Annotated in this window: 25 protein-coding genes; 6 read left to right on the top strand and 19 right to left on the bottom strand. The window is 64.8% G+C overall.

The features are described 5' to 3' along the window. Nucleotides 1-82: 82 nt before the first annotated feature. The 4 genes from ACE3TQ_RS23855 to ybiB form a co-directional block, all read right to left on the bottom strand. Nucleotides 83-532 carry a GatB/YqeY domain-containing protein gene (locus tag ACE3TQ_RS23855; protein WP_374585698.1) on the bottom strand — a complete coding sequence of 150 codons (450 nt, stop codon included), beginning with the start codon at nt 530-532 and terminating at the stop codon, nt 83-85. Nucleotides 533-659: 127 nt separating this feature from the next. Then, nucleotides 660-872, bottom strand: a complete 213-nt coding sequence (gene rpsU / locus ACE3TQ_RS23850; RefSeq protein WP_005665410.1) for a 30S ribosomal protein S21 — start codon at nt 870-872, stop codon at nt 660-662. A gap of 197 nt (nt 873-1,069) precedes the next feature. After that, nucleotides 1,070-2,278, bottom strand: a complete 1,209-nt coding sequence (locus ACE3TQ_RS23845; RefSeq protein WP_374585694.1) for an NAD(P)/FAD-dependent oxidoreductase — start codon at nt 2,276-2,278, stop codon at nt 1,070-1,072. Nucleotides 2,279-2,351: 73 nt separating this feature from the next. Then, a complete protein-coding gene (ybiB, locus tag ACE3TQ_RS23840; protein WP_374585692.1) occupies nt 2,352-3,365 on the bottom strand; it encodes a DNA-binding protein YbiB in 1,014 nt (337 codons plus the stop codon). A gap of 73 nt (nt 3,366-3,438) precedes the next feature. Between ybiB and ACE3TQ_RS23835 the strand changes: the two genes are divergently transcribed. After that, the gene (locus tag ACE3TQ_RS23835; protein WP_374585690.1) at nt 3,439-4,497 is read left to right on the top strand and encodes a 3-deoxy-7-phosphoheptulonate synthase; all 1,059 of its coding nucleotides are present in this window, start codon (nt 3,439-3,441) and stop codon (nt 4,495-4,497) included. Between the two features lie 81 nt (nt 4,498-4,578). Here the strand turns inward: ACE3TQ_RS23835 and ACE3TQ_RS23830 are convergent, their stop codons facing one another. After that, the gene (locus ACE3TQ_RS23830; RefSeq protein ID WP_374585687.1) at nt 4,579-5,034 is read right to left on the bottom strand and encodes an OsmC family protein; all 456 of its coding nucleotides are present in this window, start codon (nt 5,032-5,034) and stop codon (nt 4,579-4,581) included. Next, nucleotides 5,031-5,684, bottom strand: coding sequence for a GntR family transcriptional regulator (locus ACE3TQ_RS23825; protein ID WP_374585685.1), 654 nt, complete (start codon nt 5,682-5,684; stop codon nt 5,031-5,033). Before ACE3TQ_RS23825 ends, ACE3TQ_RS23830 begins: the two co-directional genes overlap by 4 nt. A gap of 87 nt (nt 5,685-5,771) precedes the next feature. On the opposite strand from ACE3TQ_RS23825, the gene tsaD reads away from it, so the two are divergent. Next, the gene (tsaD, locus tag ACE3TQ_RS23820; protein ID WP_374585683.1) at nt 5,772-6,806 is read left to right on the top strand and encodes a tRNA (adenosine(37)-N6)-threonylcarbamoyltransferase complex transferase subunit TsaD; all 1,035 of its coding nucleotides are present in this window, start codon (nt 5,772-5,774) and stop codon (nt 6,804-6,806) included. 15 nt (nt 6,807-6,821) lie between these two features. On the opposite strand, the gene ACE3TQ_RS23815 is transcribed toward tsaD, so the two are convergent. From ACE3TQ_RS23815 to ACE3TQ_RS23790, 6 genes are all read right to left on the bottom strand, one after another. Then, nucleotides 6,822-6,995: a hypothetical protein gene (locus ACE3TQ_RS23815; protein ID WP_374585681.1), complete on the bottom strand. Its 174-nt coding sequence runs from the start codon at nt 6,993-6,995 to the stop codon at nt 6,822-6,824. 69 nt (nt 6,996-7,064) lie between these two features. After that, nucleotides 7,065-7,859 carry an ABC transporter ATP-binding protein gene (locus tag ACE3TQ_RS23810; protein WP_374585679.1) on the bottom strand — a complete coding sequence of 265 codons (795 nt, stop codon included), beginning with the start codon at nt 7,857-7,859 and terminating at the stop codon, nt 7,065-7,067. A gap of 1 nt (nt 7,860) precedes the next feature. Beyond that, nucleotides 7,861-8,823: a nitrate ABC transporter permease gene (gene ntrB / locus ACE3TQ_RS23805; RefSeq protein WP_374585677.1), complete on the bottom strand. Its 963-nt coding sequence runs from the start codon at nt 8,821-8,823 to the stop codon at nt 7,861-7,863. A gap of 9 nt (nt 8,824-8,832) precedes the next feature. Next, nucleotides 8,833-10,035: a CmpA/NrtA family ABC transporter substrate-binding protein gene (locus ACE3TQ_RS23800; RefSeq protein ID WP_374585704.1), complete on the bottom strand. Its 1,203-nt coding sequence runs from the start codon at nt 10,033-10,035 to the stop codon at nt 8,833-8,835. 134 nt (nt 10,036-10,169) lie between these two features. Then, on the bottom strand, nt 10,170-11,078 hold the full coding sequence (locus ACE3TQ_RS23795; RefSeq protein WP_374585675.1) for a LysR family transcriptional regulator: 909 nt from the start codon (nt 11,076-11,078) through the stop codon (nt 10,170-10,172). Then, the gene (locus ACE3TQ_RS23790; RefSeq protein ID WP_374585674.1) at nt 11,060-11,959 is read right to left on the bottom strand and encodes a LysR family transcriptional regulator; all 900 of its coding nucleotides are present in this window, start codon (nt 11,957-11,959) and stop codon (nt 11,060-11,062) included. The genes ACE3TQ_RS23795 and ACE3TQ_RS23790 overlap by 19 nt, the downstream gene beginning before the upstream one ends. Nucleotides 11,960-12,067: 108 nt before the next feature. Here ACE3TQ_RS23790 and ACE3TQ_RS23785 point away from each other — a divergent pair, with 108 nt between their 5' ends. Then, nucleotides 12,068-12,919 carry an oxidoreductase gene (locus ACE3TQ_RS23785; RefSeq protein ID WP_374585672.1) on the top strand — a complete coding sequence of 284 codons (852 nt, stop codon included), beginning with the start codon at nt 12,068-12,070 and terminating at the stop codon, nt 12,917-12,919. 10 nt (nt 12,920-12,929) lie between these two features. On the opposite strand, the gene ACE3TQ_RS23780 is transcribed toward ACE3TQ_RS23785, so the two are convergent. The 6 genes from ACE3TQ_RS23780 to ybaK all read right to left on the bottom strand — a co-directional run bounded on the left by ACE3TQ_RS23780 (nt 12,930) and on the right by ybaK (nt 17,536). After that, the gene (locus ACE3TQ_RS23780; protein WP_374585670.1) at nt 12,930-14,165 is read right to left on the bottom strand and encodes a metal-dependent hydrolase; all 1,236 of its coding nucleotides are present in this window, start codon (nt 14,163-14,165) and stop codon (nt 12,930-12,932) included. Nucleotides 14,166-14,274: 109 nt separating this feature from the next. Then, nucleotides 14,275-14,565, bottom strand: a complete 291-nt coding sequence (locus ACE3TQ_RS23775; protein WP_374585668.1) for a DUF427 domain-containing protein — start codon at nt 14,563-14,565, stop codon at nt 14,275-14,277. Nucleotides 14,566-14,585: 20 nt separating this feature from the next. Further along, a complete protein-coding gene (locus tag ACE3TQ_RS23770) occupies nt 14,586-15,629 on the bottom strand; it encodes a diguanylate cyclase (RefSeq protein WP_374585666.1) in 1,044 nt (347 codons plus the stop codon). A 57-nt stretch (nt 15,630-15,686) separates the two neighbouring features. Continuing rightward, nucleotides 15,687-16,337, bottom strand: a complete 651-nt coding sequence (locus tag ACE3TQ_RS23765) for a DsbA family oxidoreductase (RefSeq protein WP_374585665.1) — start codon at nt 16,335-16,337, stop codon at nt 15,687-15,689. A 5-nt stretch (nt 16,338-16,342) separates the two neighbouring features. Further along, nucleotides 16,343-16,966: a glycerol-3-phosphate 1-O-acyltransferase PlsY gene (gene plsY / locus ACE3TQ_RS23760; protein WP_374585663.1), complete on the bottom strand. Its 624-nt coding sequence runs from the start codon at nt 16,964-16,966 to the stop codon at nt 16,343-16,345. Between the two features lie 78 nt (nt 16,967-17,044). Then, nucleotides 17,045-17,536, bottom strand: a complete 492-nt coding sequence (gene ybaK / locus ACE3TQ_RS23755) for a Cys-tRNA(Pro) deacylase (protein ID WP_374585661.1) — start codon at nt 17,534-17,536, stop codon at nt 17,045-17,047. A 37-nt stretch (nt 17,537-17,573) separates the two neighbouring features. Between ybaK and ACE3TQ_RS23750 the strand changes: the two genes are divergently transcribed. Next, nucleotides 17,574-18,533 (top strand): endonuclease/exonuclease/phosphatase family protein, encoded by a 960-nt coding sequence (locus ACE3TQ_RS23750; protein WP_374585659.1) that lies wholly within the window; start codon nt 17,574-17,576, stop codon nt 18,531-18,533. Between the two features lie 123 nt (nt 18,534-18,656). Here the strand turns inward: ACE3TQ_RS23750 and ACE3TQ_RS23745 are convergent, their stop codons facing one another. Next, entirely contained in the window at nt 18,657-21,095 is a 2,439-nt protein-coding gene (locus ACE3TQ_RS23745; protein WP_374585657.1) for an EAL domain-containing protein, read from the bottom strand. Nucleotides 21,096-21,285: 190 nt separating this feature from the next. On the opposite strand from ACE3TQ_RS23745, the gene ACE3TQ_RS23740 reads away from it, so the two are divergent. Further along, nucleotides 21,286-22,485: an efflux RND transporter periplasmic adaptor subunit gene (locus ACE3TQ_RS23740; protein WP_374585655.1), complete on the top strand. Its 1,200-nt coding sequence runs from the start codon at nt 21,286-21,288 to the stop codon at nt 22,483-22,485. Between the two features lie 12 nt (nt 22,486-22,497). Then, the gene (locus tag ACE3TQ_RS23735; protein WP_374585653.1) at nt 22,498-25,614 is read left to right on the top strand and encodes an efflux RND transporter permease subunit; all 3,117 of its coding nucleotides are present in this window, start codon (nt 22,498-22,500) and stop codon (nt 25,612-25,614) included. Nucleotides 25,615-25,724 lie beyond the last annotated feature (110 nt).

Genomic DNA, 25,724 nt, shown 5'->3' with positions numbered 1-25,724 from the left:
CTTCCAGTCGGTGCTATAGGCCGGGGGTCATCCTCCACATTCCTTCCTGACCCCAAAGTGGACATTTCGCTTCGGCTGCAGATTATGCCGGGGTCAGGGCTTTCTTGACCAGGGCGGAGACGGCAGTCATGTCGGCGCGGCCAGCCAGCTTGGGCTTCAGCACGGCCATCACTTTGCCCATGTCGGCGGGACCCGCTGCGCCGGATTCGGCGACGGCGGCTTTCACTTCGGCGGCAATTTCGTCGTCGCTCAGGCCGGCTGGCATGTAGGCAACCAGCACTTCCAGTTCGGCTTTTTCAATGTCGGCCAGGTCGGCGCGGCCGCCGGCTTCGAACTGGGTGATGGAATCCTTGCGCTGCTTGATCATCTTTTCAACGATGGCCACGGTCTGGGCGTCGTTGACTTCGATCTGCTCGTCCACTTCCTTGCGCTTGATTTCGGCCAGGATCAGGCGGATGGTGGCCAGCTTGCCGGCTTCCTTGGCGCGCATGGCGGCTTTCATGTCTTCAGAAATCTGGGCTTTCAGGCTCATAGCTACCTCAAAAGTGTGCGTGAAAAAAGGAAAACCCGCTGCGGTTCAGACCGGAGCGGGTTGAAACTCTGGCGTGGGCATCCGTGGCGATCAATGCGCCTGCGAGGATGACCAACGAAGAGTCAAATTAGTACAGCTTCTTAGGCAGTTGCTGGCTGCGGATGCGCTTGTAGTGACGCTTCACGGCAGCTGCCAGCTTGCGCTTGCGCTCTGCGGTTGGCTTTTCGTAGAACTCGCGTGCGCGCAGTTCGGTCAGCAGACCGGTCTTTTCGATGGTGCGCTTGAAGCGACGCATTGCGACTTCGAACGGCTCGTTTTCTTTAAGGCGGATAGTAGTCATGTAAAAATTCAAACCGTTAGGGTTCAGGAAAGACAGCGATATTAGCAGCTTTTGCTCAAAAATGGAAGAGACAACAGACGCCAAACCGGCCATGCAGGCGGTTCCGAATGGGATATCGACGTCTTTCGCGGGCAATATTTCAGCCCAGCCAACATCATGAAACCGGCGGAAAAAGCATTGCCGGGAGCCGAACTATATCAGATTGCGAGCCCTGCTGCCACTCCGGAAGCCCAGGCCCACTGGAAGTTGTAGCCGCCCAACCATCCCGTCACATCCACCGTTTCGCCGATGAAATACAGGCCCGGCACGTTCTTGCACTCCATCGATTGCTGCGACAGTTCGCGCGTGTCCACCCCGCCGCGCGTGACTTCGGCCTTGCGGTAGCCTTCCGAGCCGTTGGGGGTGATGGTCCATTGGTTGACGGCGCGGCCCAGCTTGCGCAGCGCGTCGTCCTTCATGTCGGCGATGCGCGCTTCGGGGTCGTAGCCGTGCGCCTGCAGCAGGCCTTCGGCCAGGCGCGCCGGCAGCCATTGCGACAGCAGGTTGCCGAGCTGCTTCTTCAGCGTGCCTTTGCCTTCGATCAGGGTTTGCGCCAGGTCCATCTCCGGCAACAGGTTGAGGGTGATCGGCGTGCCGGGCTGCCAGAAGCTGGAAATCTGCAGGATGGCCGGGCCGCTCAGGCCGCGGTGGGTGAACAGCAGGTCTTCGCGGAAGCGGGCGCCGCTCGGGTTGCGGCCTTTCAACGAGCCGGTTTCCACGTCCACTTCCAGTGAAACGCCAGCCAGCGGCACGAAGGGCGCCCATTCATTGGCGTCGAAGGTGAGCGGCACCAGGGCCGGACGGGTTTCCACCAATTTCAGGCCGAAATGCTTGGCGACGCGGTAGCCGAAGTCGGTGGCGCCGATCTTGGGGATCGACAGGCCGCCGGTGGCCACCACCACGGCGCTGGCGTGGATCTCGCCGTTATCGGTCTGCAGCACGAAGCCGGCGCCGTTCTGCGCCACGGCCTGCACCTTGGTCGGCATGCGCCAGTGCACGCCGCCTTCCGCGCATTCGGCGCGCAGCATGTCGATGATCTGCTCGGCGGAGTCGTCGCAGAACAGCTGGCCTTTATGCTTTTCGTGGAAACCGATGCGGTGCTTTTTCACCAGCGCCAGGAAATCGTGCGGCGTAAAGCGCGACAGCGCGCTCTTGGCGAAGTGCGGGTTCTCGGACAGGAAATTGGCCGGGCCAGCATTGATATTGGTGAAATTACAACGCCCGCCGCCGGAGATGCGGATTTTCTCGGCCAGTTTTTCCGCATGGTCGAGCAGGACCACGCGCTTACCGCGCTTGCCCGCGGTCGCCGCGCACATCATGCCCGCCGCGCCCGCGCCGATCACTGCCACATCGTACTGATTCGCCATATCCCACCGCCCTGCCCCGAAACCAAACCCACCATTTTACAGGAGTGCAGCCAGGCAAATGTCCACTTCGGGGTCAGGAAGAAAAGTGGACATTTCCTCCAGGAATGTCCACTTTTCTTCCTGCCGGATCGCCGTACCGCCCCAAAATGGACATTTGCTGGGCGACATCGCGGCAGTGGGCGGCTTGCTGGGCGATGGGGGCGGGAACAGGGATTTCGCCGCGCAGCACGGCCTGGATCCAGGCTGCAGTGGCTTCGGCGCTTTTGTCTTCGGGGAGATGGGGCAGTTCGTCGGCTTCCATCTGGCGCTCGACCAGCACGGTGCGTTCGCCGTCGTGGAACCAGTCGATCTTTTGCGCTTTGTTGGCGTTGGCGACGGTTTCGCCTTCCGTGCCGCGCATCAGGAAGGCGTGGCCTTTGTTGAGCGTGAAGAATTCACCCAGCGATTCGAGGTATTCGGGGTGGGTGTAGGACACCAGCCGCAGCGCCGGCCCTTCCATCGGTTGCATGATCTTCACCAGCGTGTGCGTGGAATTGCGGACGCCGAGCACGCGCCGCAGCGACAGCATCCAGGCCAGGCGCGGCGCCAGTACGTCGATGGTGATGAAGGCTGGCTGGCCTGAGGCCATGGCGGCTTCGGCTTCGGCATGCGAACCCACGGCGTGCACGCCCAGCGCTTCGAATACTTCGGCCGTGGCGACGCGGCCGACGTCGTGGGCGACGCCGTGCACCAGCACCGGCACGCCTTCGCGCGCCAGCAGCATGGCCAGCAGCGGCGTCAGGTTGGCCATCTTGCGGGCGCCGTTGTAGGTGGGGATCACCACCGGTACATACTCGCCCGCCGGTGCGCGCAGTTTCTGGAACGAGGCTTCGGAGGCTTCCAGGAAGCCTTCCAGTTCGTCCACCGATTCGCCTTTGATGCGCATCGACAGCAGGATGCCGCCCAGCTCCAGGTCGGACACCCGGCCATCCAGCACAGCGGCCCACAAGGCGCGCGCGTCGTCGCGGTTCATGCTGCGGGCGCCCTTTACGCCCCGGCCGATCTCCTTGATGAACGGAGCGGCAAGAAAAGGTTGTTTAGTCGTCATCCTGCCAGTTTACGGCATTTCGGCTACACTGTTAGACCCCCGTAGTAAAAACACAGTGAAAAGCAGACTGATCATGATTGCCCAAAATCTCGAAAACATTAACGTTACTTCCTTCGCTTCCATGCCGACTCCTGAGGAGCTGCATGCGAAACTCCCGCTGACCGAAAAGGCTTCCGATACCGTGACCAAGGGCCGCGCCGACCTGCGCGCCATCCTGGACCGCAAGGACAAGCGCCTGTTCGTGGTGGTGGGTCCCTGCTCGATCCACGATCCGGTGGCGGGCCTGGATTATGCGCGCCGCCTGAAGGCGCTGCAGGAGGAGGTGAAGGAGACGATGTTGCTGGTGATGCGCGTGTATTTCGAGAAGCCGCGCACCACTACGGGGTGGAAGGGGTATATCAATGATCCGTATATGGACGACTCGTTCCGTGTGGACGAGGGCATGCTGAAGGCGCGCCAGTTCCTGCTGGATGTCTGTGAACTGGGCCTGCCGACGGCGACCGAGGCGCTGGACCCCATCTCGCCGCAGTACCTGGGGGACCTGATCGCCTGGACCGCCATCGGCGCCCGCACCACGGAGTCGCAGACCCATCGCGAGATGTCGTCCGGCCTGTCGACCCCTGTGGGCTTCAAGAACGGCACGGATGGCGATATCGGCATTGCGATCAACGCTATCCTGTCGGCGGCCAATCCGCATGCTTTCCTGGGCATTAACAGCCAAGGTTCGGTGTCGGTGGTGCGTACGCGCGGCAATCCGCACGGGCATGTGGTGCTGCGCGGCGGCGATGGCCGTCCGAACTATGATTCGGTGTCGGTGGCGATTGCGGAACAGTCGCTGCAGAAGGCTAAGCTGCCGGCCAATATCGTGATCGATTGCTCGCATGCGAACTCGTACAAGAAGCCGGAGCTGCAGCCGCTGGTGATGACCGATGTGGTGAACCAGATCGTGCACGGTAACCAGTCGATCGTGGGTGTGATGATCGAGTCCAACATCGTGGCAGGCAACCAGAAGATTCCGGCGGATCTGTCGGAACTCAAATACGGCTGCTCGGTGACCGATGCGTGCATCGATTGGGATACGACGGCGCATGTGCTGCGCGAGGCGCATCGCGAGCTGCTGGCGCGGCCTTAAAACCCTTTGACCCTGGTAACCGGGGTACGGCCCACGGGCCGGCCCCCGCTATGCGGCCGCCGCCGGCCAGGGTCCGCCGGATTAATAACGCCAGCTCCCCTCCACCTTTATCTCGGTCTTGACCGAGCGCGCCAAAAAGCACTCTCCGTGCGCTTCATGGTGCAGGCGCTCCAGCTCTGCATCGGTTGGCGCCTTCGCGCCCGAGAAAGCGACCGTCGGCTTCAGCGTCACCACGGCGATCCAGCCATCCCGCATCTCCCCTTCCGCCGCATCGACATAGCTGTCGACCACATAGCCGTCGCGTGCGGCCAGGCTGAGGAACCACAGCATATGGCAGCTCGAGAGCGAGGCGACGAACGCCTCCTCAGGATCCACGGCCGACGGATCGGACAACGGCACCCGCACCACATGCGGCGAGGACGATCCCGGCACCACAGCGCCGCCGTCGAAGGTCCATTTATGCAGCCGGCTGTAACGGTTATCGGTGAATGCGGCATCGTGGCGATGCCATGCTATTTCGGCGGTATGACGGCTCATGATGAAGCTCCCTCCAGGGTTGATATGGCAAGCTTTTCGGTCTGTCGCAGGTGCTGCGCCAGCATGGCGCAGGCGCTTTCCGCATCGCCCGCGCGCAGCAGCGCAATCAGCTGCTGGTGTTCGTCGTTCCAGCCCGGGCGGCGCGCTTCCGGCCCGAGGTGGGACAGGTAGAAGCGTTCGACCGAAGCGCGCAGGCTGGCAATCATTTGCAGGCTGCGCGGGCGAGCGCTCGGCGCATACAGCTCGTCGTGGAAGCTGCGGTCAAGCCGCAGCCATTCCTGCGGTTCCGTTTCGCCATCCAGCTCATGCTGGACAGCTTCCAGCCGGCGCAGGCTGCGTTCCGTGTGCAGCGGCACGGCGCGGCGCAATACGTCCGTTTCCAGCAGCACGCGCAAATCGAACAGTTCATGCAATTCATCCGCGCTCAAGCTGGTGACGAAGGCGCCCCGGTTCGGCTCGATCTGGACCAGGCCCTCGGCCTGCAGGGAATTCAATGCTTCGCGCACGGGAATGCGGCTGGTGCCGAATTGCTCGGCCAGTTCGGCCTGGCGCAGTACGGCGCCCGGCGCCAGCTGGCCACAGCTGATCGCTTCGCGCAGTGCGGCAAGGATGGCGGGCCCGCCGTGGGCGCGCGGTGGGGGTGTTTTCATGCGATAAATTGTATACACGTATACCAAGGTTCGCAAGCGGGCTTTCCATTACAATGGCGGATTCCCCTTTTTACTTTGCTTCCAACGATGATCGTTCTCGGCGTTGAATCCTCCTGTGACGAAACCGGCCTGGCCCTGTATGACACGGAGCGCGGCCTGCTGTCGCATGCCCTCCATTCCCAGGTGGCGATGCATGAGGAATACGGCGGCGTGGTGCCGGAACTGGCGTCGCGCGACCATATCCGCCGCGCCATTCCGCTGCTGGAGCAAACCCTGTCCAAGGCCGGCATGGCGGCACAGGATATCGACGCCATCGCCTATACCCAGGGTCCCGGACTGGCCGGTGCGCTGCTGGTCGGTTCGGCCATTGCCTGTAGCCTGGGCATGGCGCTGGATAAGCCGGTGCTGGGCGTGCACCACCTGGAGGGCCACCTGCTGTCGCCGCTGCTGGCCAGCGAGCCGCCGGAGTTCCCTTTCGTGGCGCTGCTGGTTTCAGGCGGCCACACGCAGCTGATGCGGGTGGACGGCGTGGGCCAGTACGAGCTGCTGGGCGAAACACTGGACGATGCGGCCGGCGAGGCGTTCGACAAGTCGGCCAAGCTGCTTGGCCTGGGCTACCCGGGCGGTCCGGCCATTTCGCGCCTGGCGGAATTCGGCGATCCGGAAGCGTACAAGCTGCCGCGCCCCATGCTGCATTCGAAGGACCTGATGTTCTCCTTCTCCGGCCTGAAAACAGCGGTGCTGACGGTGGTGAACAATAACGGCGGCGCGGCCAATGTCTGCGAGCAGGACAAGGCCAATATCGCGCGCGGCTTCGTCGATTCCATCGTGGATGTGCTGACGGCCAAGTGCCTGGCCGCGCTCAAGCAGACCGGCCTGAAACGCCTGGTGATCGCCGGCGGCGTGGGCGCGAACGCGCAGCTGCGCGCCTCGCTCAACGCGGCGGCGAAGAAGAAGCACTTCAAGGTGTTCTACCCGGAGCTGGAGTTTTGCACCGATAACGGGGCGATGATCGCCTTCGCCGGCGCCATGCGCCTGAAGATCAATCCCCAGGCGGCGCAGCGGGAGTATTCCTTTAACGTCCGTCCGCGTTGGCCGCTGGACGAACTGCGGGTGATCTAAGAGTTCAGCGAAAAGTTAAGCAAGCAGCCAGGCGCTCAGGCCTACCAGGGCCAGCAGGCCGGCGGCGATGCCGGTGCGCATGCCTGCACCGTGCAGGCCGATTTGCTGGCGCGCAAGTTCGTGACGATTTTTGCGGGTTTCGTGCTTTGCTTCTTTGCTAACTTGGTGCTGCTGTACTTCGGTGTTCATTCATGTCTCCATTTGTATAGACCACAATGTAGCAGTTGAGCCGCGCATCTGCCACACTTTTGTGCGTTGCTACGCAGCAACACGCTGTACCGGGCGGCCCTGGCGCTGGTACAGGAATTCCAGCACGTCGGTCCGGTATTCGAGGTAGAGCGGGTCCTGCGCCAGCGCCAGCCGGTCGCGCGGCCGCGCCAGGCGCACCGGGCGGATGTCGCCGATGGTGGCGGCGGGGCCGTTGGTCATCATCACAATGCGGTCGGACAGCAGCACGGCTTCGTCCACGTCATGCGTGACCATCACCACGGTGGCGCCGGTGGCGGCGACGATGCGCATCAGTTCATCCTGCAGGTGGGCGCGCGTCAGCGCGTCGAGCGCGCCGAACGGTTCGTCCATCAGCAGCACCTTGGGTTCCATCGACAAGGCGCGCGCGATGCCGACGCGCTGCTTCATGCCGCCCGAGATCTCGTTGGGGCGCTTGCCGCCTGCCGCCGCCAGGCCCACCAGCTCCAGTGCCTGCCAGGTGCGCTCTTCCAGCTGGCCGCGCCGCTCCTTGCCGCCAAACACGCGCTCCACGGCCAGGTAGACATTTTCGAAGCAGGTAAGCCAGGGCAGCAGCGAGTGGTTCTGGAACACCACGGCGCGTTCCGGCGCGGGTCCGGCGATCTCGCGTCCGCCGCATATGAGCACGCCGTCGCTGGGGCGCGCCAGGCCGGCCAGCAGGTTGAGCAAGGTCGACTTGCCGCAGCCGGAGTGGCCGATCAGGGTAATGAATTCGCCCTGCTCCACCGTCAGGTTGATGTCGCGCAGGGCGTGGAACTGGCCGAAGCGCATGTCCACCCGGCTGATGTCGATGAACTTTGCCGTCATCTCATTTCTCCTCGTAGCTGAAGGCTTTGGCCAGCGCCACCAGCGCCAGCTCCAGCAGCAGGCCGACCACACCGATCACGCCGATTGCGATCAGGATGTGCGGCACGTTCAGGTTGTTCCATTCGTCCCAGACCCAGAAGCCGATGCCGACGCCGCCGGTCAGCATTTCCGCTGCGACGATCACCAGCCATGCGGTGCCGATGGCGAGCCGTACGCCGGTCAACATGTATGGCAGCACGGCGGGCAGCAGGATCCTGGTCACGATCTTCCATTCCGAGAGGTCCAGCACGCGCGCCACGTTCAGGTAGTCCTGCGGCACGCGCTGCACGCCGACGGCGGTGTTGACGATCATCGGCCAGATGGAGCAGATGAAGATGGCCCAGATGGCGGCCGGGTCGGCGGCTTTGAACACCAGCAGCCCGATCGGCAGCCAGGCCAGCGGCGAGACTGGCTTGAACAGGCTGACCAGGGGGCTGAACATGCCGTACACAAAGCTGAAGCGGCCGATCAGGAAGCCGAGCGGGATGCCCACCAGTGCCGCCATGCCGAAGCCCAGCGCCACGCGGCGCAGCGATGCCAGCACGTTCCAGCCTATGCCCTGGTCGTTCGGGCCTTTGCGGTAGAAGGGGTCGGCGAACAGTTTCGCCGCCTCGTGCCAGGTCTCCAGCGGCGTCGGGAAGCCGGGGTTGCGCAGCGCCAGGATCTGCCAAGCCAGCAGCAGCAGGGCCAGGCCCAGTACCGGCGGCAATACTTTCATCACAATCGGGCGCAGGCGTTCGCTGGTTGGCGTCAGGTTGACGCCCTTGGCCGCCAGCCGCGCGCGGCGCGAAGGCGCGCCGCTGTCCGCGGCCCGTGCTGCCGGCGCTCCTGCAGCGGCGCGCCCCACGCCTACTTCCGCCAGCGCGTCCACCGTCCTGGCCCGCGCCGCATCGTGCGCGCCGGCTGCTTCATAGACTATGCTCATACGTTCTCCTTACGCCCTGATCTTGAAAGACGCTGCGTAGGCCTTGGGATCCTTGCCATCCCACACCGTGCCATCGACCATCTTCACGCTGCGCAGCGGCGACTTCGGCACGCTTACCTTGGCCATCGCCGCCGCATCCTTGAAGAGCGCCACCTGGTTCACCTGCGTGGCGACCGCCAGGTAGTCCGGCTCCGCCTTCAGCAAGCCCCAGCGCTTCTGCTGCGTCAGGAACCACATGCCGTCGCTCAGGTAGGGGAAATTCACCGCGCCGTCGTTGAAGAACTTCATGCAATGCGGATCGTCCCAGGTCTTGCCCAGGCCATTCTGGTAGCGGCCCAGGATGCGCTGGTTGATCACGTCGACCGAGGTGTTCACGTACGACTTGTCGGCGATGGTCTCCGCCATCTTCACCTTGTTCGACAGCGAGGCGTCGATCCAGCGCCCCGCCTCCAGCACCGCCGCCACCAGCGCGCGCGCCGTGTTGGGGTATTTCTTCACCCATTCCGCGCTGGTGCCCAGCACTTTCTCCGGATGGTCGCGCCAGATGTCCTGCGTGGTGGTGGCGGTGATGCCGATGCCGTCCACAATGGCGCGGTGGTTCCACGGCTCGCCCACGCAAAAGCCGTCCATATTCCCGATGCGCATATTCGCCACCATCTGCGGCGGCGGCACGGTGATCATCTTCGCGTCCTGCATGGGGTTGATGCCGTGCGCCGCCAGCCAGTAATACAGCCACATGGCGTGGGTGCCGGTCGGGAAAGTCTGGGCGAAGGTGTACTCGCGCGGCTCGCCGCGCATCAGCTTCGCCAGCGATGCGCCGTCGACCGCGCCCTTGTCCGCGACCTTCTTCGACAGCGTGATGGCCTGGCCGTTATGGTTCAGGTTCATCAACACCGCCATATCCTTCTTCGGCCCGCCCGCGCCCAGGTGCACGCCGTACACCAGGCCATACAGCACATGGGCTGCATCGAGCTCGCCGTTCACCAGCTTGTCGCGCACGGAAGGCCATGATGCTTCCTTGCTCAGGACGATCCTGATGCCGTATTTCTTGTCGAAGCCGAGCACCGACGCCATCACCACGGATGCGCAATCGGTGAGCGGGATGAAGCCGACTTTGACCTCTTCCTTCTCCGGTTTGTCGGAACCCGCCGCCCAGGCGTGCGTGGACAATGCCGTGGCTGCGCCGGCGGCGAGAAGGCGCCGGCGTGTCATGCTGAACGTGTGATCCATGGCTATCCCCGTCAGTAAATAAGAGGGATATTGCAAGCGCCGTGCCACCCCGCTGGCATGGGCAAAACCAATGGAAAAGCGGCACCGCGCTTGTGCGCTGCACCAAATTGGCGCCGTCAGCGCACCGGATGAAGCCTCGGATCGGTGCGCAGGCGCTCGGCCATCAGGTCGACGAAGCTGCGGATGCGGGTCGAGCCATGGCGGCTCTCGCGGTGGATGATGTGGATGGGTACAAAGGGTGTGGCATAGTCCTGCAGCACCTCCACCAGCTCGCCCGATTCCAGCAGGCTGGCAGCCTGGTAGGACAGCAGGCGCGCGATGCCGAAGCCGGCGCGCACCGCCTCGATCGCCGAATCGTTGTTGTTCACGCCCAGGCGCGGCTTGACGCGCAGGGACTGCGTGCTGCCGCCATGCTGGAAGCGCCAGTCCGGCGGCACGCTGGAACCGGACGAGGCGACGATGGTGTGCTGTTCCAGCTCCTGCGGCACGCGCGGCGCGCCGTGCTTGGCCACGTAGGACGGCGCGGCCACGATCATGCGCCGCACCTGCCCCACCGGGACCGCGCGCATGCTCGAATCGGGCAGCTCGCCGATGCGCACGCCGACGTCGATGCCTTCCTCCAGCAGGTTGGTCACGCGGTCCACGAACACGGTGGAGATATCCATCGCCGGGTAGCGCTGCAGGTAGTCCACGATGCCGGGCACCACGTACAGGCGGCCGAACAGCACCGGCGCCGTCACGGTCAGATGGCCGCGCGGCGCGGCGTTGATGCCGGCCACCGCGTCGTCCGCCTCGTCGACTTCGGCGATGATGCGGCGCGCGTCGTCCAGGTAGCGCTGGCCGGCCTCGGTCACGCGCACGTGGCGCGTGGTGCGGTCCAGCAGCTTCACGCCCAGCCGCTCTTCCAGCGCGGCGATGGCGCGCGTGACAGCGGGCGGCGACATGCCCAGCCGGCGCGCCCCGGCCGCGAAGCCCTGCTCCTCGGCCACGGCCACGTAAACAGTCATCAGGTAAAGGCGGTCCATTGGCGTTTCACCATGAAGTCGATAAAGTGCCGCACGCGCATCGGCATGCGGCTGCGCTGTGGATAGTACATGTACACGGCGGCGTTGGCGGTAACGTGGGTCGGCAGCAGGTGCACCAGCCGGCCCTCGGCCAGGTCGCGCTCCACCATGTACAGCGCCAGCTGGCCGATGCCCAGGCCGGCGCGCACCGCCTCCACCTCGCCTTCCGTGGTGTTGAAGGTGGCCACGCAGGGCACGTCGCGGTAGATGGTGCCGCCCTGCCCTTTCAGCTCCCACGGCACCACGCGGCCCGTGTTCGGCTGGCGGAAGCCGGTGCAGCGGTGCTGCTGCAGCTCCTCCACCGTGCGCGGCGCGCCATGCCGCGCGATGTAGCTGGGCGCGGCGCAGATGTAGAGCGGAATGCGCCCCAGCTGGCGCGCCACCAGGTTGCGCTCGGGCGGATTGCCGGCGCGGAAGCCGACATCGATCTTCGCTTCGATCAAGTCGGTGAAATGGTCGTCCAGCAGCAGGTCGAAATGGGCGCTGGGATACAGCTCCTGGAACTCGCGCAGCAAGGGCGCCAGCATCACCGTGCCGATCGAGGTCGGCGCCGCGATGCGGATCATGCCGTCCACCGCCTCGCGGCTGTTCCGCACATGGTCGAGCGCCTCGTCCAGCAGGCGCAGGCCGGGGTTGGCCAGTTCGAACAGGCGTTGCCCCTCGTCGGTCAGGCTCAGGCTGCGCGTGGTGCGGTGGAACAGGCGCACGCCCAGGTAATCCTCCAGCTGGCGGATCGCCTTGCTGACCGCCTGTGCCGACAGGCCGGCCTCCACCGCCGCCTGGCTGAAGCTGCCGGCATGGACCACGCCGATAAACAGTGTGATGACGCGCGCCTTATCCATATTTACAACCACCAGTTGAAAATCAATCACCTTTCCCATGGCTAGTGTAGCAGCATTGCGGGGCCTAATATTGCCTTCACCAACCACCCAACCTGAAGGAGCAAGATCATGGCAAACAAAGTCTGGTTCATTACTGGCGCCTCCCGCGGCTTCGGCCTGCTGATTGCACGCGACGCGCTGGCGCGCGGCGATGCCGTGGTAGCCGCCGCCCGCAACCCGCAGACGGTCGTCGATGCGCTGGGCGTGCATCCCAAGCTGCTGGCCGTCCAGCTGGACGTGACCCGGGAAGCGGCCGCCGTGGTCGCCGCCCAGGCAGCCATCGAGCGCTTCGGCCGCATCGATGTGCTGGTGAATAACGCCGGCTACGGCATCCTCGGCGCGGTGGAGGAAACCTCGGCCGAGGAAGTGCGCCGCAACTACGAGACCAATGTCTTCGGCCTGCTGAACGTGAGCCGCGCCGTGCTGCCGCACATGCGCCGCCAGCGCAGCGGCCACGTGATCAACATCTCCTCGCTGGGCGGCTACCAGGCTTACCACGGCTGGGGCGTCTACGGCTCCACCAAGTTCGCGGTGGAAGGGCTGAGCGAAGCCATGGCGCAGGAACTGGCCCCGCTCGGCGTGCACGTCACCGTGGTGGAACCTGGCTTCTTCCGCACCGACTTCCTCGACGCCACGTCGCTGGTGGAGACCCAGGCCCGCATCGACGATTACAAGGACACGGTCGGCGCCATGCGTACCTTCGCCGCAGGGGTCAACCACGCCCAGCCCGGCGACCCGGCCAAGCTGGCGCGCGCGATGCTGGCACTGGCCGACGCCGCGCAGCCGCCGCTGCGCCTGCAGCTGGGCAGCGACGCCGTCGCCCGCGCCTACGAGAAGCACCAGCAAGTGGAACGCGAACTGGCGCAGTGGAAGGAGCTGGCCCTGTCGACCGACTTCGCGCCGGCCAGGCTGGCCGCTTAAGGCTTAAGCCTTAAGGCGAGGCTGCCGCGCGTCCCAGCAAATCGGCGCGCGGCATGCCCCATTGCGGCACATCGAACGGGCATTGCGGCTTGGGCGCCAGCATCAGGGTCGTGAAGTTGCCGCGCGGAGTCGTGGCGAAGCGCATATCGCTGGCCTGGTCCGCATCCACCGCCGGCATGCGCGCAAAGCGCAGCCACGCCTGCAGCTGGCAATCGCCGGCGGCCCGCTCGCGCAAAGCCGCCACACTGCCCTGCCAGGAGCCCGACACCAGCACGCCCGGCACCGTGCCCGCCACCTCCTGCGCCATGCCGGCCGACAGCGCCGCCGGACAGGCGCGCGGCGGCAGCAGCCCAGGGGCCAGGCTCAGGTGCCCGCGCCGCAGCAGGTACTGCGCGCCATCCGACTCGATCGACGTAAAGCTCCAGCACAAAGGCTGCGACGGGAAAGCCGTCAACGCCACATCCAGCACGCGCGCCTGGGGATCTTTCAGCACCAGCGCCGCCGTCACCGCCTGGCGCGCCTTGTACGACGCCGACGCCTGCACCCCGACGAAGGCCAGCACCACACCCAGCGCCAGCAGCAGCGCGCGCCGGCTATGCATATGCATGAAGCGCAAGGCCGCCACCGCCGCGCCCAGCACACAGAGCGCCGCGAACGAAGCCCAGGACAGGTAGCCGTGCATGGTCACGTACAACAGCACCACCGGCAGCACCGCCAGCAGCACGATGCGCCCGCGCCGCGACGGCGCCGCCATCGCCAGCGGCACCCCGAACGCCACCCAGAACACCGGCTCGATGATGTAAACCAGGTCGCCGAAATACCAGGTACCGCTGAAGGGATAGAACGGATGGACGCCGTAATTGTTCATGAAGTCCATCCCCAGGTGCAGCAGGAAGCCCGCCGCCAGCGCGATGCCCAGGCCGCGCCGCGCCGCGCGGCTCTCGCGCAGCAATGCGCGCGCATTCGGCCACAGCGCCCACAGCAGCGCCAACAGCAGCAGCGCCTGCGGCAGCAGGTACAGCAAGGTATGCGTATGCCCCCGATGATGCAGCAGGTAGCCCAGCGGCGCCGGCGCCAGCCTGGTGAAGACCAGGTCCAGGTCCGGGAAATTGCTGGCCACCGCACAAGCGGTCAGCAGCAAACGATGGCGCGTCGCCTGGCGCGCCGGGTCAGCCTCCGGCGGCAGCGAGCGCTGCACCAGCTCCCCCACGCCCAGCCCGACAACAGAATGAGTAATGTTATCCATAGAAGCAATTTGGGTCAGGTGTTGCCAAAAAAATGGGGACGTACCCTATTTTCGCTTCGCGAAAATGGGGTACGTCCCCATTTTTTGGGCAACACCTGACCCGGAACTCTCAGTGTTGAACTTCAACGCCGTGCCAGAAGGCGATGCGGTCTTTGATGTTGTGGGCGGCTTCTTTGGGGGCGGGGTAGTACCAGGCGGCGTTGGCGTTGACTTTGCCGTCCACCACCACGTTGTAGTAGCTGGCCACGCCTTTCCACGGGCATAGCGTGCTGTGCGTGCTCGGCTGCAGGTATTCCTGCTTGACCCGCGCTGGCGGGAAATAAATGTTGTGCTCGACGATTTCGACTTCGCTGCTGTCTGCTTCAGCGATGACGGCGCCATTCCAGATTGCCTTCGGCATGCATTGCTCCCCTGTCCTGTTCATCCTTCTACCCGGTTGCGGCCGTTGGCTTTGGCGCGGTATAGCGCGGCATCGGCCTGCTTCAGCAGCATCTCAGCGTCGTCAATGTCCATGTGGTTGAAGGAGCCGATGCCGAGGCTGGCCGTTACCGGTACCGTGCGCGCCCCGGCGCTGTGCACCTGGGCTTCGATCCGCGACCGCAACGATTCTGCGAACTTGCGCGCGCCCTCGGGCGGCGTGTTCGGCAACAGGATACACAATTCTTCGCCGCCGTAGCGTCCGGCGACGTCGATCACGCGCACATTGTCGCGCACCAGCTTGCCGATCGCGGCCAGCACTTCGTCGCCCACCTGGTGGCCGTACTCGTCGTTGATGCGCTTGAAGTGGTCGACATCGACCATCACCGCCGACAGCGGCGTGCGGAAGCGGCGCGTGCGCGCCACTTCAAAGCGCAGGCGGTTCATCAGCGAGCGGCGGTTGTGCAGGCCGGTCAGCTCGTCGGTGGTGGCCAGCATTTCCAGCTCGTCCATCGAGGCTTTCAGCGCTTTCTCGTTGGCGCGCAGCTCGAGCAGGGCCATGACCTGGCGCGCCAGCTTGCGCAGCATGTCGCGCTGGCCGGTGGACAGGCAGCCGGCCTTGGTGTTCATCACGCACAGGGTGCCGATGGCATAGCCGTCGCTCGACACCAGCGGCACGCTGCTGTACATGCGCATATACGGCGCTTCCACCGTGAGCGGCATGGTGGCGGTGCGGGCGTCCTTGCTCAGGTCGCAGATTTCGGTGGCATCGTCGCCCAGCACGGCCAGCGAGCAGTAGCACTGGCCGCGCGGCATGGAGTCGACCGGCAGCCCGCTGAAGGATTTGACGAACACGCGCTCGGCATCCACCAGCGAGATGAAGGCGTAGGGCACGTCGCACACCTTGGCGGCCAGCTCGGTGAGGAAAGTGAAATCGTCGCCCGAAGTCGCCTCCAGGGCGTCGTAGCGGTGCAAGGCGGCCAGGCGGCTTTGGTCGTCCGATGGCCGGGGGTACAGCGTCGTTATAGTTTGTTCTGCGGCGGACATGCTATCTCTCCCTGTTACTTCCTAAAGTGTAACAAGGTTGTTTTGGAGATAATAGTATTATTTTAAAGCTACTATTTGCCGCAGGGCGCGCTCGAACGCTTCCGGTGGTTGCCCGCCAGAAATCAGGTGGGTTTCGTTGATGATCACGGCCGGCACCGACTGGATGCCGTTGCGCTGGTAGAAGTGCTCCATATCACGAACTTCCTGCGCGTAGCGGCCAGATGACAGCACTTGCACGGCTTCCGCCTCATCCAGGCCTACCTTGCCGGCCAGCTGCACCAGCAGGGTGCGCGAGCTCGGATCCTGGCCACGCGTGAAATAGGCCTCGAACAGGGCCTTCTTCAGCGCCCGTTGTTTGCCGTGCTCACCGGCCCAATGCAGCAGGCGGTGCGCGTCGAAAGTGTTGTAAATCCGGCTGCGCATGCCCATCGCGAAGTCAAAACCGACATCGGCACCGCGCTGGCGGATCATTTCGCGGGTCTGTTCCTGCTGGGCGGGGCTGGCGCCGTATTTCTGGCGCAGGTGCTCGGTGATGTCCTGCCCTTCCGGCACCATGTGCGGGTTCAGTTCGAAGGGCTGGAAATGGATTTGCGCCTGCACGCTGTCGCCCAGGCGGGACAGCGCGACTTCCAGGCTGTTCAGCCCGATCGCACACCAGGGACAGGACACGTCGGAAACGAAGTCGATGCGGATCGGGGTAGTCGTCATGATGTCTAGGCCTTTTTCTTGGCTTTGCTGCCGATGCGGCTTTCCTTGCCAGCTATCAGGTTAGCAATATTTTTGGCATGGCGCCAAATCAGCAGGCCGCTCATGGCCAGCACGGCGGCCAGTTGCGGCTCGGCGCCGAACAGCAGGCCGTAATAGAACGGGGCAAACACGGAGGCGATCAGGGCCGCCAGCGAGGAATAGCGGAAGGCGTACGCCACCACCAGCCAGGTCACCAGGGTCGCCAGGCCGAGCCAGAAGTTCAGCGCCAGCAGCACGCCCAGCGCGGTGGCCACACCCTTGCCGCCGACGAACTTGAAGAACACCGGCCACAGGTGGCCGACGAATACCGCCACGGCCACCAGGGCGATCACCTGGTCCGCCTGGTCGCCCAGGCCCAGCTGCTGCTGGAAGTGGTCCACCAGGAACACGGCCAGCCAGCCTTTGAAGGCGTCGCCGACCAGGGTCCAGATGGCGGCGCCTTTGTTACCACTGCGCAGCACGTTGGTGGCGCCGGGGTTGCCGGAGCCATAGGTGCGCGGGTCGGCCAGGCCGTAGAACTTGCTCACCACTACGGCGAAGGAAATCGAGCCGATCAGGTAAGCGGCAATAATCAGAAGCAAAGTAGTCATAATCCCCCGGGGAATCGTTGTTTTTATATGCGGCAGCGACTATACACCATCCCGCACACGCGGGACGATGCAATATTATCAATCAGCCAAGGCGCATTGCACCGGCTTGGCGCCCAGCACTTCGCTCAGTACGCCGGGCTTGATGCCGATCAGGAAACCGCGCCGGCCGCCATTGATATAAATCGTTTCCAGGGCGAGGATGCTTTCCTCCACGTAGACCGGCATGGCTTTTTTGGTGCCGAAAGGCGAAGTGCCGCCGATCATATAGCCTGAGTGGCGCTGCGCCACCTCGGGCTTGCAGGGTTCGACCGATTTGCAGCCGATATTGCGCGCCAGGTTCTTGGTGGAGACCTTGCAGTCGCCGTGCATCAACACGATCAGCGGCTTGGCCGCTTCGTCCTGCATGACGAGGGTTTTGACGACATGGTGTTCGTCGACGCCGAGTTCGCGCGAGGAGACGTTGGTGCCGCCGTGCTCTTCGTACTCATAAGGATGTTCGGAAAATGCGACTTTGTGCTTGCGCAGCAAAGCTGTCGCGGGAGTTTCGGAAATGTGCTCTTTTTTTGCCATGCCGTGATACGCTAGTGCCAGAGAGGAGTTTCTCATTATGCAGCAAGAAATCCGCTTTGCCACCTTCAACGTTTGCAACCTCGCCCCGCCCGGGGCGAAACTGTACGACAACCTGCTGCCGCTGACGGAGCAGGAATACGAGGCCAAGGCGGAATGGACGGCGCAGCAGCTGGACCAGCTGGACGCGGACGTGATCGGCTTCCAGGAAATCTTCTCCCAGGCCGCCTTGCGCGATGTCCTGTCGCGCACCCGCAAGTACCGCGACGCGGTGCATGCCGGCTTCGACCCCGACCCGAAAGCCACGCGCCTGACGCCGAATGTGGCGCTGGTGTCGCGCCTGCCCCTGCTTGGTGCGCCCGAGGTCTATGCCAACTTCCCGGAAGGCGTGCCGGCCGATACCGGCGCCGGCGAGTCGGACCGCTTTGCGCGCGCGCCGCTGCACGCCCAGGTCATGCTGCCGAACGAGGTGGTGGTGGACGTGATCGTGGTGCACCTGAAGTCGCGCCGTCCCGATTACCGCAGCGGCGACACGGCGGAAGACCCGCTGCACCTGGCCATGGCCAGCCTGCGCTCGCTGGTCTGGCGCGGCACCGAGGCGGTGGCGCTGCGGGTGCTGCTTAGCAAGATGATGCGCGAGTCGCGCCGGCCCTGCATCGTGCTGGGGGATTTCAACGATACGGCCGATGCGGTCACCACCACCATTGTGCTGGGCAACGGCGGCGGCATGCTGCCGGGCGACGAGCGGCGCGGCCGCATGTACGACGCCAACCAGATCCAGCTGCGGCAGGACCACTTGCGCCATGTGGCCTATACCAGCATCCACGAGGGCCACTACTCCACCATCGACCACGTGCTGGTGTCGGAGGAGTTCAACCCGGCCTCGCCGCGCGCCATCGGCGAGGTGCTGGACGTCAGCTACTTCAACGACCACCTGCGGCAGGAGCGGCCCGAGGTTTCCGACCACGGCCAGGTGCTGGTGCGGCTGCGGCTGCGCTAGCCGGCTGGTCGCCCGTCGCCACCAACCCGATCGGCCGCCTGGCCGGCGCCTCCGCCGGCGTGCGGACTTTCGTCGGGCGAGGTGGTCACAATTCGCGACCACCTCCCGTTTCCCGGTATGGGTTCATGGCCGTGCCCCTTCCACGCCGGCGGCCAGGTGGCCCTGGAACTGGTCGCAGCCCAGCTCGCGCAACAGCTGCAGCTGGGCTTCGGTTTCCACGCCTTCGGCGATCACGGTCATGTCCAGGCTGCGCGCCATGGCGATGATGGTGCGGATGGCGGTGGTGTCGGCGCCGCCTTGTTCGAAGAACGATTGCGCGATCTTCAGCTTGTCGATCGGCGAATCCTTCAACTGCCGCAGGCGCGAGTAGCCGGTGCCGAAGTCGTCGATCGACAGCCGCACGCCGAGGCCGCGCAGCTGCGCCAGCAGCGGCCCGGTCTGCGCGCCGGCCTGCATGAGCATGGCCTCGGTCAGCTGCAGCTCCAGCAGGCGCGCCGGCACGCCAGCCGCGCGCAGGGCGTCGCCAACGCACCTGGGCAAGTCTTTCTGCATGAACTGCGACGGCGCCAGGTTGACCGACACGACCATTTCACGCCCCTGCTCCTGCCAGCCGCGCGCGCGGCGGCAGGCTTCCTGCAGCACCCAGTTGCCGATAGCGACCATCAGGCCGGCCTCGCTTGCCACATCAATAAAGCGCTCCGGCAACAGCAGGCCCAGCTCGGGATGGCGCCAGCGCAGCAAGGCTTCCATGCCCACTACAGCACCGCTGGCAATCTCGACCTCCGGCTCGAAGGCCAGTTCGAACTGCTGCTCGGCCACCGCGCGCCGCAAGCCCTGTTCCAGGCTGGAACGCTCGACGATGCGCGCATTCATCTCGCTGCTGAAGAAGCGGTAGCCGTTGCGGCCCTCCTGTTTGGCGTGGTACATGGCAATGTCGGCATGCTTGAGCAGCTTGTCGAATTCTTCGCCATCGGCCGGGAACATGGCGATGCCGATCGATCCCGAGATATGGGCAACATGCTCGCCCAGCACGAATTCCTCCGCCAGCGCACGCAGCACCGTTTCGGCGGCGTGCGCCGCGCCGGCCGCACCGGCCACGTCGGCCAGCAGGAGGATGAATTCATCGCCGCCCTGCCGGCTCACGGTGTCGGCTTCGCGCACGCAATGCGCCAGGCGGCCCGCCACCTGTTTCAGCAAGCGGTCGCCCACCGCGTGGCCAAGCTTATCGTTGACGGTCTTGAAGCGGTCGAGGTCGAGGAACAGCACCGCCAGCTGGCTATGGTTGCGCCGCGCCGCCGCCAACGCCAGCTGCAGCCGGTCCAGCAGCAGCACCCGGTTCGGTAGGTCGGTCAGGAAATCGTGCTCGGCCAGGTGGCGCGTCTGCTCTTCGCTTTTCTTGCGCTCGGTAATATCGGTGACGATGCCCATATAGTTGCTGACCCGGCCGGCGCTGTCGCGGATGGCGCTGATGCTGGTCCAGCAGGGGAACAGCGCGCCATCCTTCTTGCGGCCCCAGGACTCGCCTTCCCAGTGGTCGCTGGCGTCGACCTGGGCCCAGACTTCGCGGTAGAACGATGCCTCATGCACGCCCGAGCGGTACAGGCTGACCGGCTTGCCCAGCATGTCCTGGGCGGCAAAGCCCGTGATGTCGGTGAAGGCGCGGTTAAGGGCGATGATGCGCCGGGCACGGTCAGTCAGCACAATGGCGTCGCGGCTGTTCTCGAACACCTGCGCCGCCAGGTGCAGCGTGCGCTCGGCTTGCTTGCGCGCGGAGATATCGCGCACCACCACATAGAACAGGCTGCTGCCGTCGAGCGCGACCGTGGTCATCAGCACCTCGGCCCAGAACGCGCTGCCCTGGCAGTCGACGTAGTGCCACTCGGCGCGTGCGTTGCCCACCCGCAAAGCCTCCTCGGCCAGGCTCGACGCTGCATCCGCCGACAGCAGTCCCGACGGCTGCGTCATCGGGGAGAAATCCTGCAGGCGGCGCCCGACCAGCCGCCGCGGCCCTTCGCATTGGAACATGCTGACGGCGGCCGGATTGGCCCGTTCCACCACCCCATCGCGCAGCAAGAAGATTGCGTCGCTGGAACGTTCGAACATGTGGTGAAAATTCTCGCCGGCCGCCTTCAGGGCGTCGAACTCGGTGCGGCGCTGGGTAATGTCGATCTCCATGCAGAAGATCTGCGCCATTTCGCCGTCGTGCCGGACGGGGATGCAAATCGAGTACAGCCACAGTTCGCGCCCATCGCCGGTCTTGACTTGCCAGTCCGAAGCCGGACTGGAATGCCCGTTGAGCCAGATTCCTTCCACCAGCGCATCATATTCACTTTGCCGCGCGCCGAACGAGCGCAGCGCCGCGATGTTCTGGCCGATAGCGCTATCGAGCTCAATGCCGAGCATGTTCGCGAACGCTGGGTTGCAGAAGCGCACCACGCCGTTGCGGTCGAAGCTGCATACCGAGACCAGCGGCGTCAGCTCAAGCGCCGTCACCATGCGTGCGATCAGGTCGAGCGCGTCATGGGCCGGCGTATGGTTATTGCTGTGCGTATTGCTGCTCATAGTCCCATTTTTGCCAGCTTGCGCGGCGCGCCGCTTGCGCTGCATCAAAGGTGCGCTCCTTCCCCGCTTTTTGCATTTCAGGTCGCCCTTTTTGCGCTTTATCGCATTTGCGTGGCGACTGGACTTGTTAAAACCTAGAGTGTCACCATCGCAACCCGCGCCAGCGGACAACATTGATTAAGAGGCAATAATGAGCCCACAACCTGTGCACCTGAAGTCCCGGCAACGCTGGCGCCTCCCCGTGATCGGCCTGGTCGTATTGGGCCTGGCCGGTGGCGGTTGGAGCATCATGAAGTCGCAGGCCAAGCCCGCCGAGGCGCCGAAGGCCGCCGCGGCAGCGAAAGCGGCGCCGGTGATGGAACTGGCCAGCGCCGACGTGGCGCCGGTCGCCACGCGCCAGCTGTCGCTCGGCCTGCCGCTGTCGGGCTCGCTGATCCCGGTCAGCCAGGCCACCATCAAATCCAAGGTGTCGGGCCAGGTGCAGGAAGCCGCGCTGCGCGAAGGCATCGCCGTGCAGGAAGGCCAGGTGCTGGCCCGCCTCGACCAGGCCGACCTGCGCGCCCGCCTGCAGCAACAGCAGGCCATGCTGGACGAGGCGCAGGCGCGCCTGGCCATGGCCCAGAAAAACGAATACAACGCGAGCGCCCTGCTGTCGCAGAAATTTATCTCGCAGACCAGCTTCGATACCACGGCCAACGCCGTGGAGCTGGCGCGCGCCAACGTCAAATCCGCTTCCGCCATGGTCGAACTGGCCCGCATCGCGCTGAACGACAGCGTGATCCGCGCCCCGATCAGCGGAATCATCTCCAAACGTCATGTGCAGGCGGGCGATAAAGTCGCGCCTGACATGCCCGTCTACACCATCGTCGGCCTGAACGAGCTGACGCTGGAAGCGCAGGTGCCCACCACCGATATCCCGCGCGTGAAAGTCGGCCAGGAAGTTCGCTTCCATGTCGACGGCTTCGCCAGGCGCGAGTTCAGCGGCAAGGTGGCGCGCATCAACCCCACCACGGAAGCCGGTTCGCGCGCCATGCTGGTGTATGTCAGCGTGGCCAATGCCGACGGCGCCCTGCGCGGCGGCATGTTCGCCAAGGGCAGCCTGACCACAGAGAAAGGCAGCGAGGCGCCGGTGGTACCGCTGGCGGCCCTGCGCGAGGAAAGCGGCCGGCAGGTGGTCTACACCGTGGTCGATGGCGCCGTGGTGGCGCAGCCGGTCAAGCTGGGCCTGCGCAGCGAGGACGAGGGCGTGGCGGAGGTCAGCGAAGGGCTGCAGCCCGGCACGCAGGTGCTGGTGGCCAAGCTGGAAGGCCTGAAGCCGGGCGCCAAAGTCAGGCTGCCGGGCACGCAGCAAGCGGCCAAGCCGGCCGCCCCTGCGGCCAGCAAGGGCTGATGGGAGCCTGCCATGTGGATCACTAAAATCTCGATCCGCCAGCCTGTCTTTGCCACCATGGTGATGGTGGCGCTGATGGTGCTCGGCATCTTCTCGTACAAGGGCCTGGGCGTGGAATCCATGCCGAACGTGAGCTTCCCGTTCGCCGCCATTGAGGTGCTGTACCCGGGCGCCTCGCCGGAGGCGGTGGAGAACGACCTGACGCGCCCGATCGAGGATATCGTCAACACCGTCAGCGGCGTCAAGACCATCCGCTCCAACTCGTGGGAAGGCAAGTCCGGCATCTACCTCGAATTCGAGCTGTCCACCAATATGGACCGCGCCATGCAGGACGTGCGCGACAAGATCGCCCTGATCCGCCCGCGCTTCCCACGCGAAGCGAAGGAGCCCTTCATCGCCCGCGCCGAAGGCGAGAACGACCAGCCCATCGTCAACATCGTCATGACCTCGGACACGCGCAGCCTGCGCGAGCTGTCCACCATGACCGACCAGCTGATCGCCAAACGCTTCCAGGGCGTGCCCGGCGTGGGCCAGGTGCGCGTGTCCGGCACCACCAAGCGCCAGATGCTGGTCAGCCCGCGTCCGTCCGACATGCGCGCGCACGGCGTCGGCGTGGACGAACTGGTGCGCGCCATCCAGGCCACCAATACCAACCTGCCGGCCGGGCGCATTTCGGCCGACGTGTCGGAATCGCTGGTGCGGGTGGAAGGCAAGCTGAAACAGGCGCACGAATTCAACAAGATCATCGTGGCGCGCCGCGCCAACGGCCCGGTCTACCTGGAACAGGTGGCGGACGTGGTGGACGGCGAGGCGGAGGAACAGTCGATCGCCCGCGTCAACGGCAAGCGCGGCATCTCCATGGAAATCACCAAGGTGCAGGATGCCAACGTGGTGGAAGTGGGCAACGGCGTCGCCAAGGTGGCCGAGAACCTGCAAAAGACCCTGCCGCAGGACATCAAGCTGCGCATCCTGGACAACCAGGCCGACCGCGTGCAGGCGCAGCTGGACAACGTGAAGCGCACCATCATCGAAGGCGCCGTGCTGACCATGGTGATTGTGTTCTTCTTCCTGCACTCCTGGCGCTCCACCATCATCACCGGCCTGACGCTGCCGATCGCGGTGCTGGCCTCCTTCATCGCCATGAAGGCGTTCGGCTTCACGCTCAACTTCCTGACGCTGATGGCGCTGTCGCTGTGTATCGGTCTCCTGATCGACGACGCCATCGTGGTGCGCGAGAACATCGTGCGCCACCTGGGCTTCGGCAAGCACCACCGCAAGGCGGCGGAAGACGGCACCAACGAGATCGGGGTGGCGGTCATGGCCACCACCTTCGCCATCGTTGCCGTGTTCGTGCCGGTGGCCTTCATGGACGGCATCATCGGCCGCTTCTTCCTGCAGTTCGGCGTGACGGTGACGGTGGCGGTGCTGGTTTCGCTGTTCGTCTCGTTCACCCTGGATCCGATGCTGTCCTCAGTCTGGCACGACCCGGTCAAGGACCGCTTCAAATACCTGCCGTGGCTGGGCCGCATCATGGAAAAAGTCGAGCACGGCGTGGAGTACGTGCACAAGCTGTACGCGCGCGTGCTGGGCGTGGCGCTGGCCTGGCGCAAGACCACGCTGGCCACTGCCGTTGCCCTGTTCGCCGGCAGCCTGCTGCTGGTGCCGATGATCGGCGGCGAAATGTTCCCGAAAACCGACCAGGGCTGGATCAACCTGCAGTTCAAGGTGCCGGTCGGCTCCAGCCTGGAATACAACAGCGCCAAGGCCGAGCAGGTCGAGCAGATCCTGAAGGAATTCCCGGAAATCGACTCGGTGCAGACCACGGTCGGCACCTGGGAAGGCCGCCACGTCACGCGCCTCAACCTGCGCCTGGTCGATAACAAGAAGACCAAGCGCCGCTCGCAGGAAGAACTGGAGCAGGCCATGCGCGCGCGCCTGGCCTCGGTGCCCGGCATCACCCAGTCGTCCGGCTTCAAGCCCATCTTCATCGCCATCCTCGGCACCGACGAAGCCAAGCTGGAAGCCACCGCCCAGGAGCTGATGGCCAAGATGCGCAAGATCAAGGGCGTGGCCGACCTGGAATACAGCCAGGAAGGCGCCAACCCGTCCGTCACGCTCAAGATCAACAATGAGCTGGCCAGCGACCTGGGCCTGTCGGTGCAGCAGATCGGCGCCGCCATGCGCCCATTCGTCGGCGGCGACACGGTCAGCTACTGGCTGGCCAGCGATGGCCAGAACTACGAGGTCAATGTGCAGCTGCCCAAATCCGGCCGCCAGCGCGTGTCCGACCTGGCCGACCTGTCGCTCGCTTCGAGCAAGAACGACGCCAACGGCAACCCGATCATGGTGCCGCTGCGCCAGGTGGTGGACTTCGTGCCCTCCTTCAGCCCGCAGGTGCTGAAGCGCCAGGCCCTGCAGCGCCGCGTGGCGATCTACGCCGCGCACGAAGGCCGCCCCGGCGGCGACATCGACGCCGACGTGAAGAAGGCCATGGATTCGATGCAGCTGCCGGACGGCGTGCGCTTCGACGTGGCCGGCAACGCGCAGCAGATGGCGGAAACCATGAATGGCGCCATGATGGCGCTGGGCATCGCGGTCATCTTCATCTACCTGGTGCTGGCCTCGCAGTTCGGCAGCTACCTGCAGCCGATCGCCATCATGGTCTCGCTGCCGATGTCCCTGATCGGCGTACTGGTGGCGCTGCTGGTGACCGGCTCGACGCTCAATGTGTTCTCCGTGATCGGCGTGATCATGCTGATGGGCCTGGTGACCAAGAACGCCATCCTGCTGGTCGACTTCACCAACCAGGGCCAGCGCGAAGGCATGCCGCAATACGAAGCCATCATGGATGCCGGCCAGGTGCGCCTGCGCCCGATCCTGATGACCACCCTGGCCATGATCTTCGGCATGCTGCCGATGGCGATCGGCCTCGGCGAAGGCGGCGAGACGCAAGCCCCGATGGGGCGCGCCGTGATCGGCGGCGTGATCACCTCCACCCTGCTGACCCTGGTGGTGGTGCCGGTGGCCTACACCTACCTCGACAATTTCGGCAAACGCGCCAAACGCTGGCTGCGCCGCGGCCAGCACGACGGCGCCGCCGAACCCTCCAGCGTGGCCGAAGCCGCGTAACAGTTTCGCCCGAACAGTCCTTGCCCATGCGGGGACGTGACGGCAACCCAACCAGATTCGGGGTCAGGTCTGACAATCGGACAAATCGTGCCTTCCGGCACGATTTGTCC

Source organism: Pseudoduganella sp. (assembly GCF_041914865.1).
Taxonomy (GTDB): Bacteria; Pseudomonadota; Gammaproteobacteria; order Burkholderiales; family Burkholderiaceae_D; genus Rugamonas.
The sequence above is the reverse complement of the archived record's forward strand: the minus strand, read 5'-3'. Positions and strand labels throughout refer to the sequence as shown.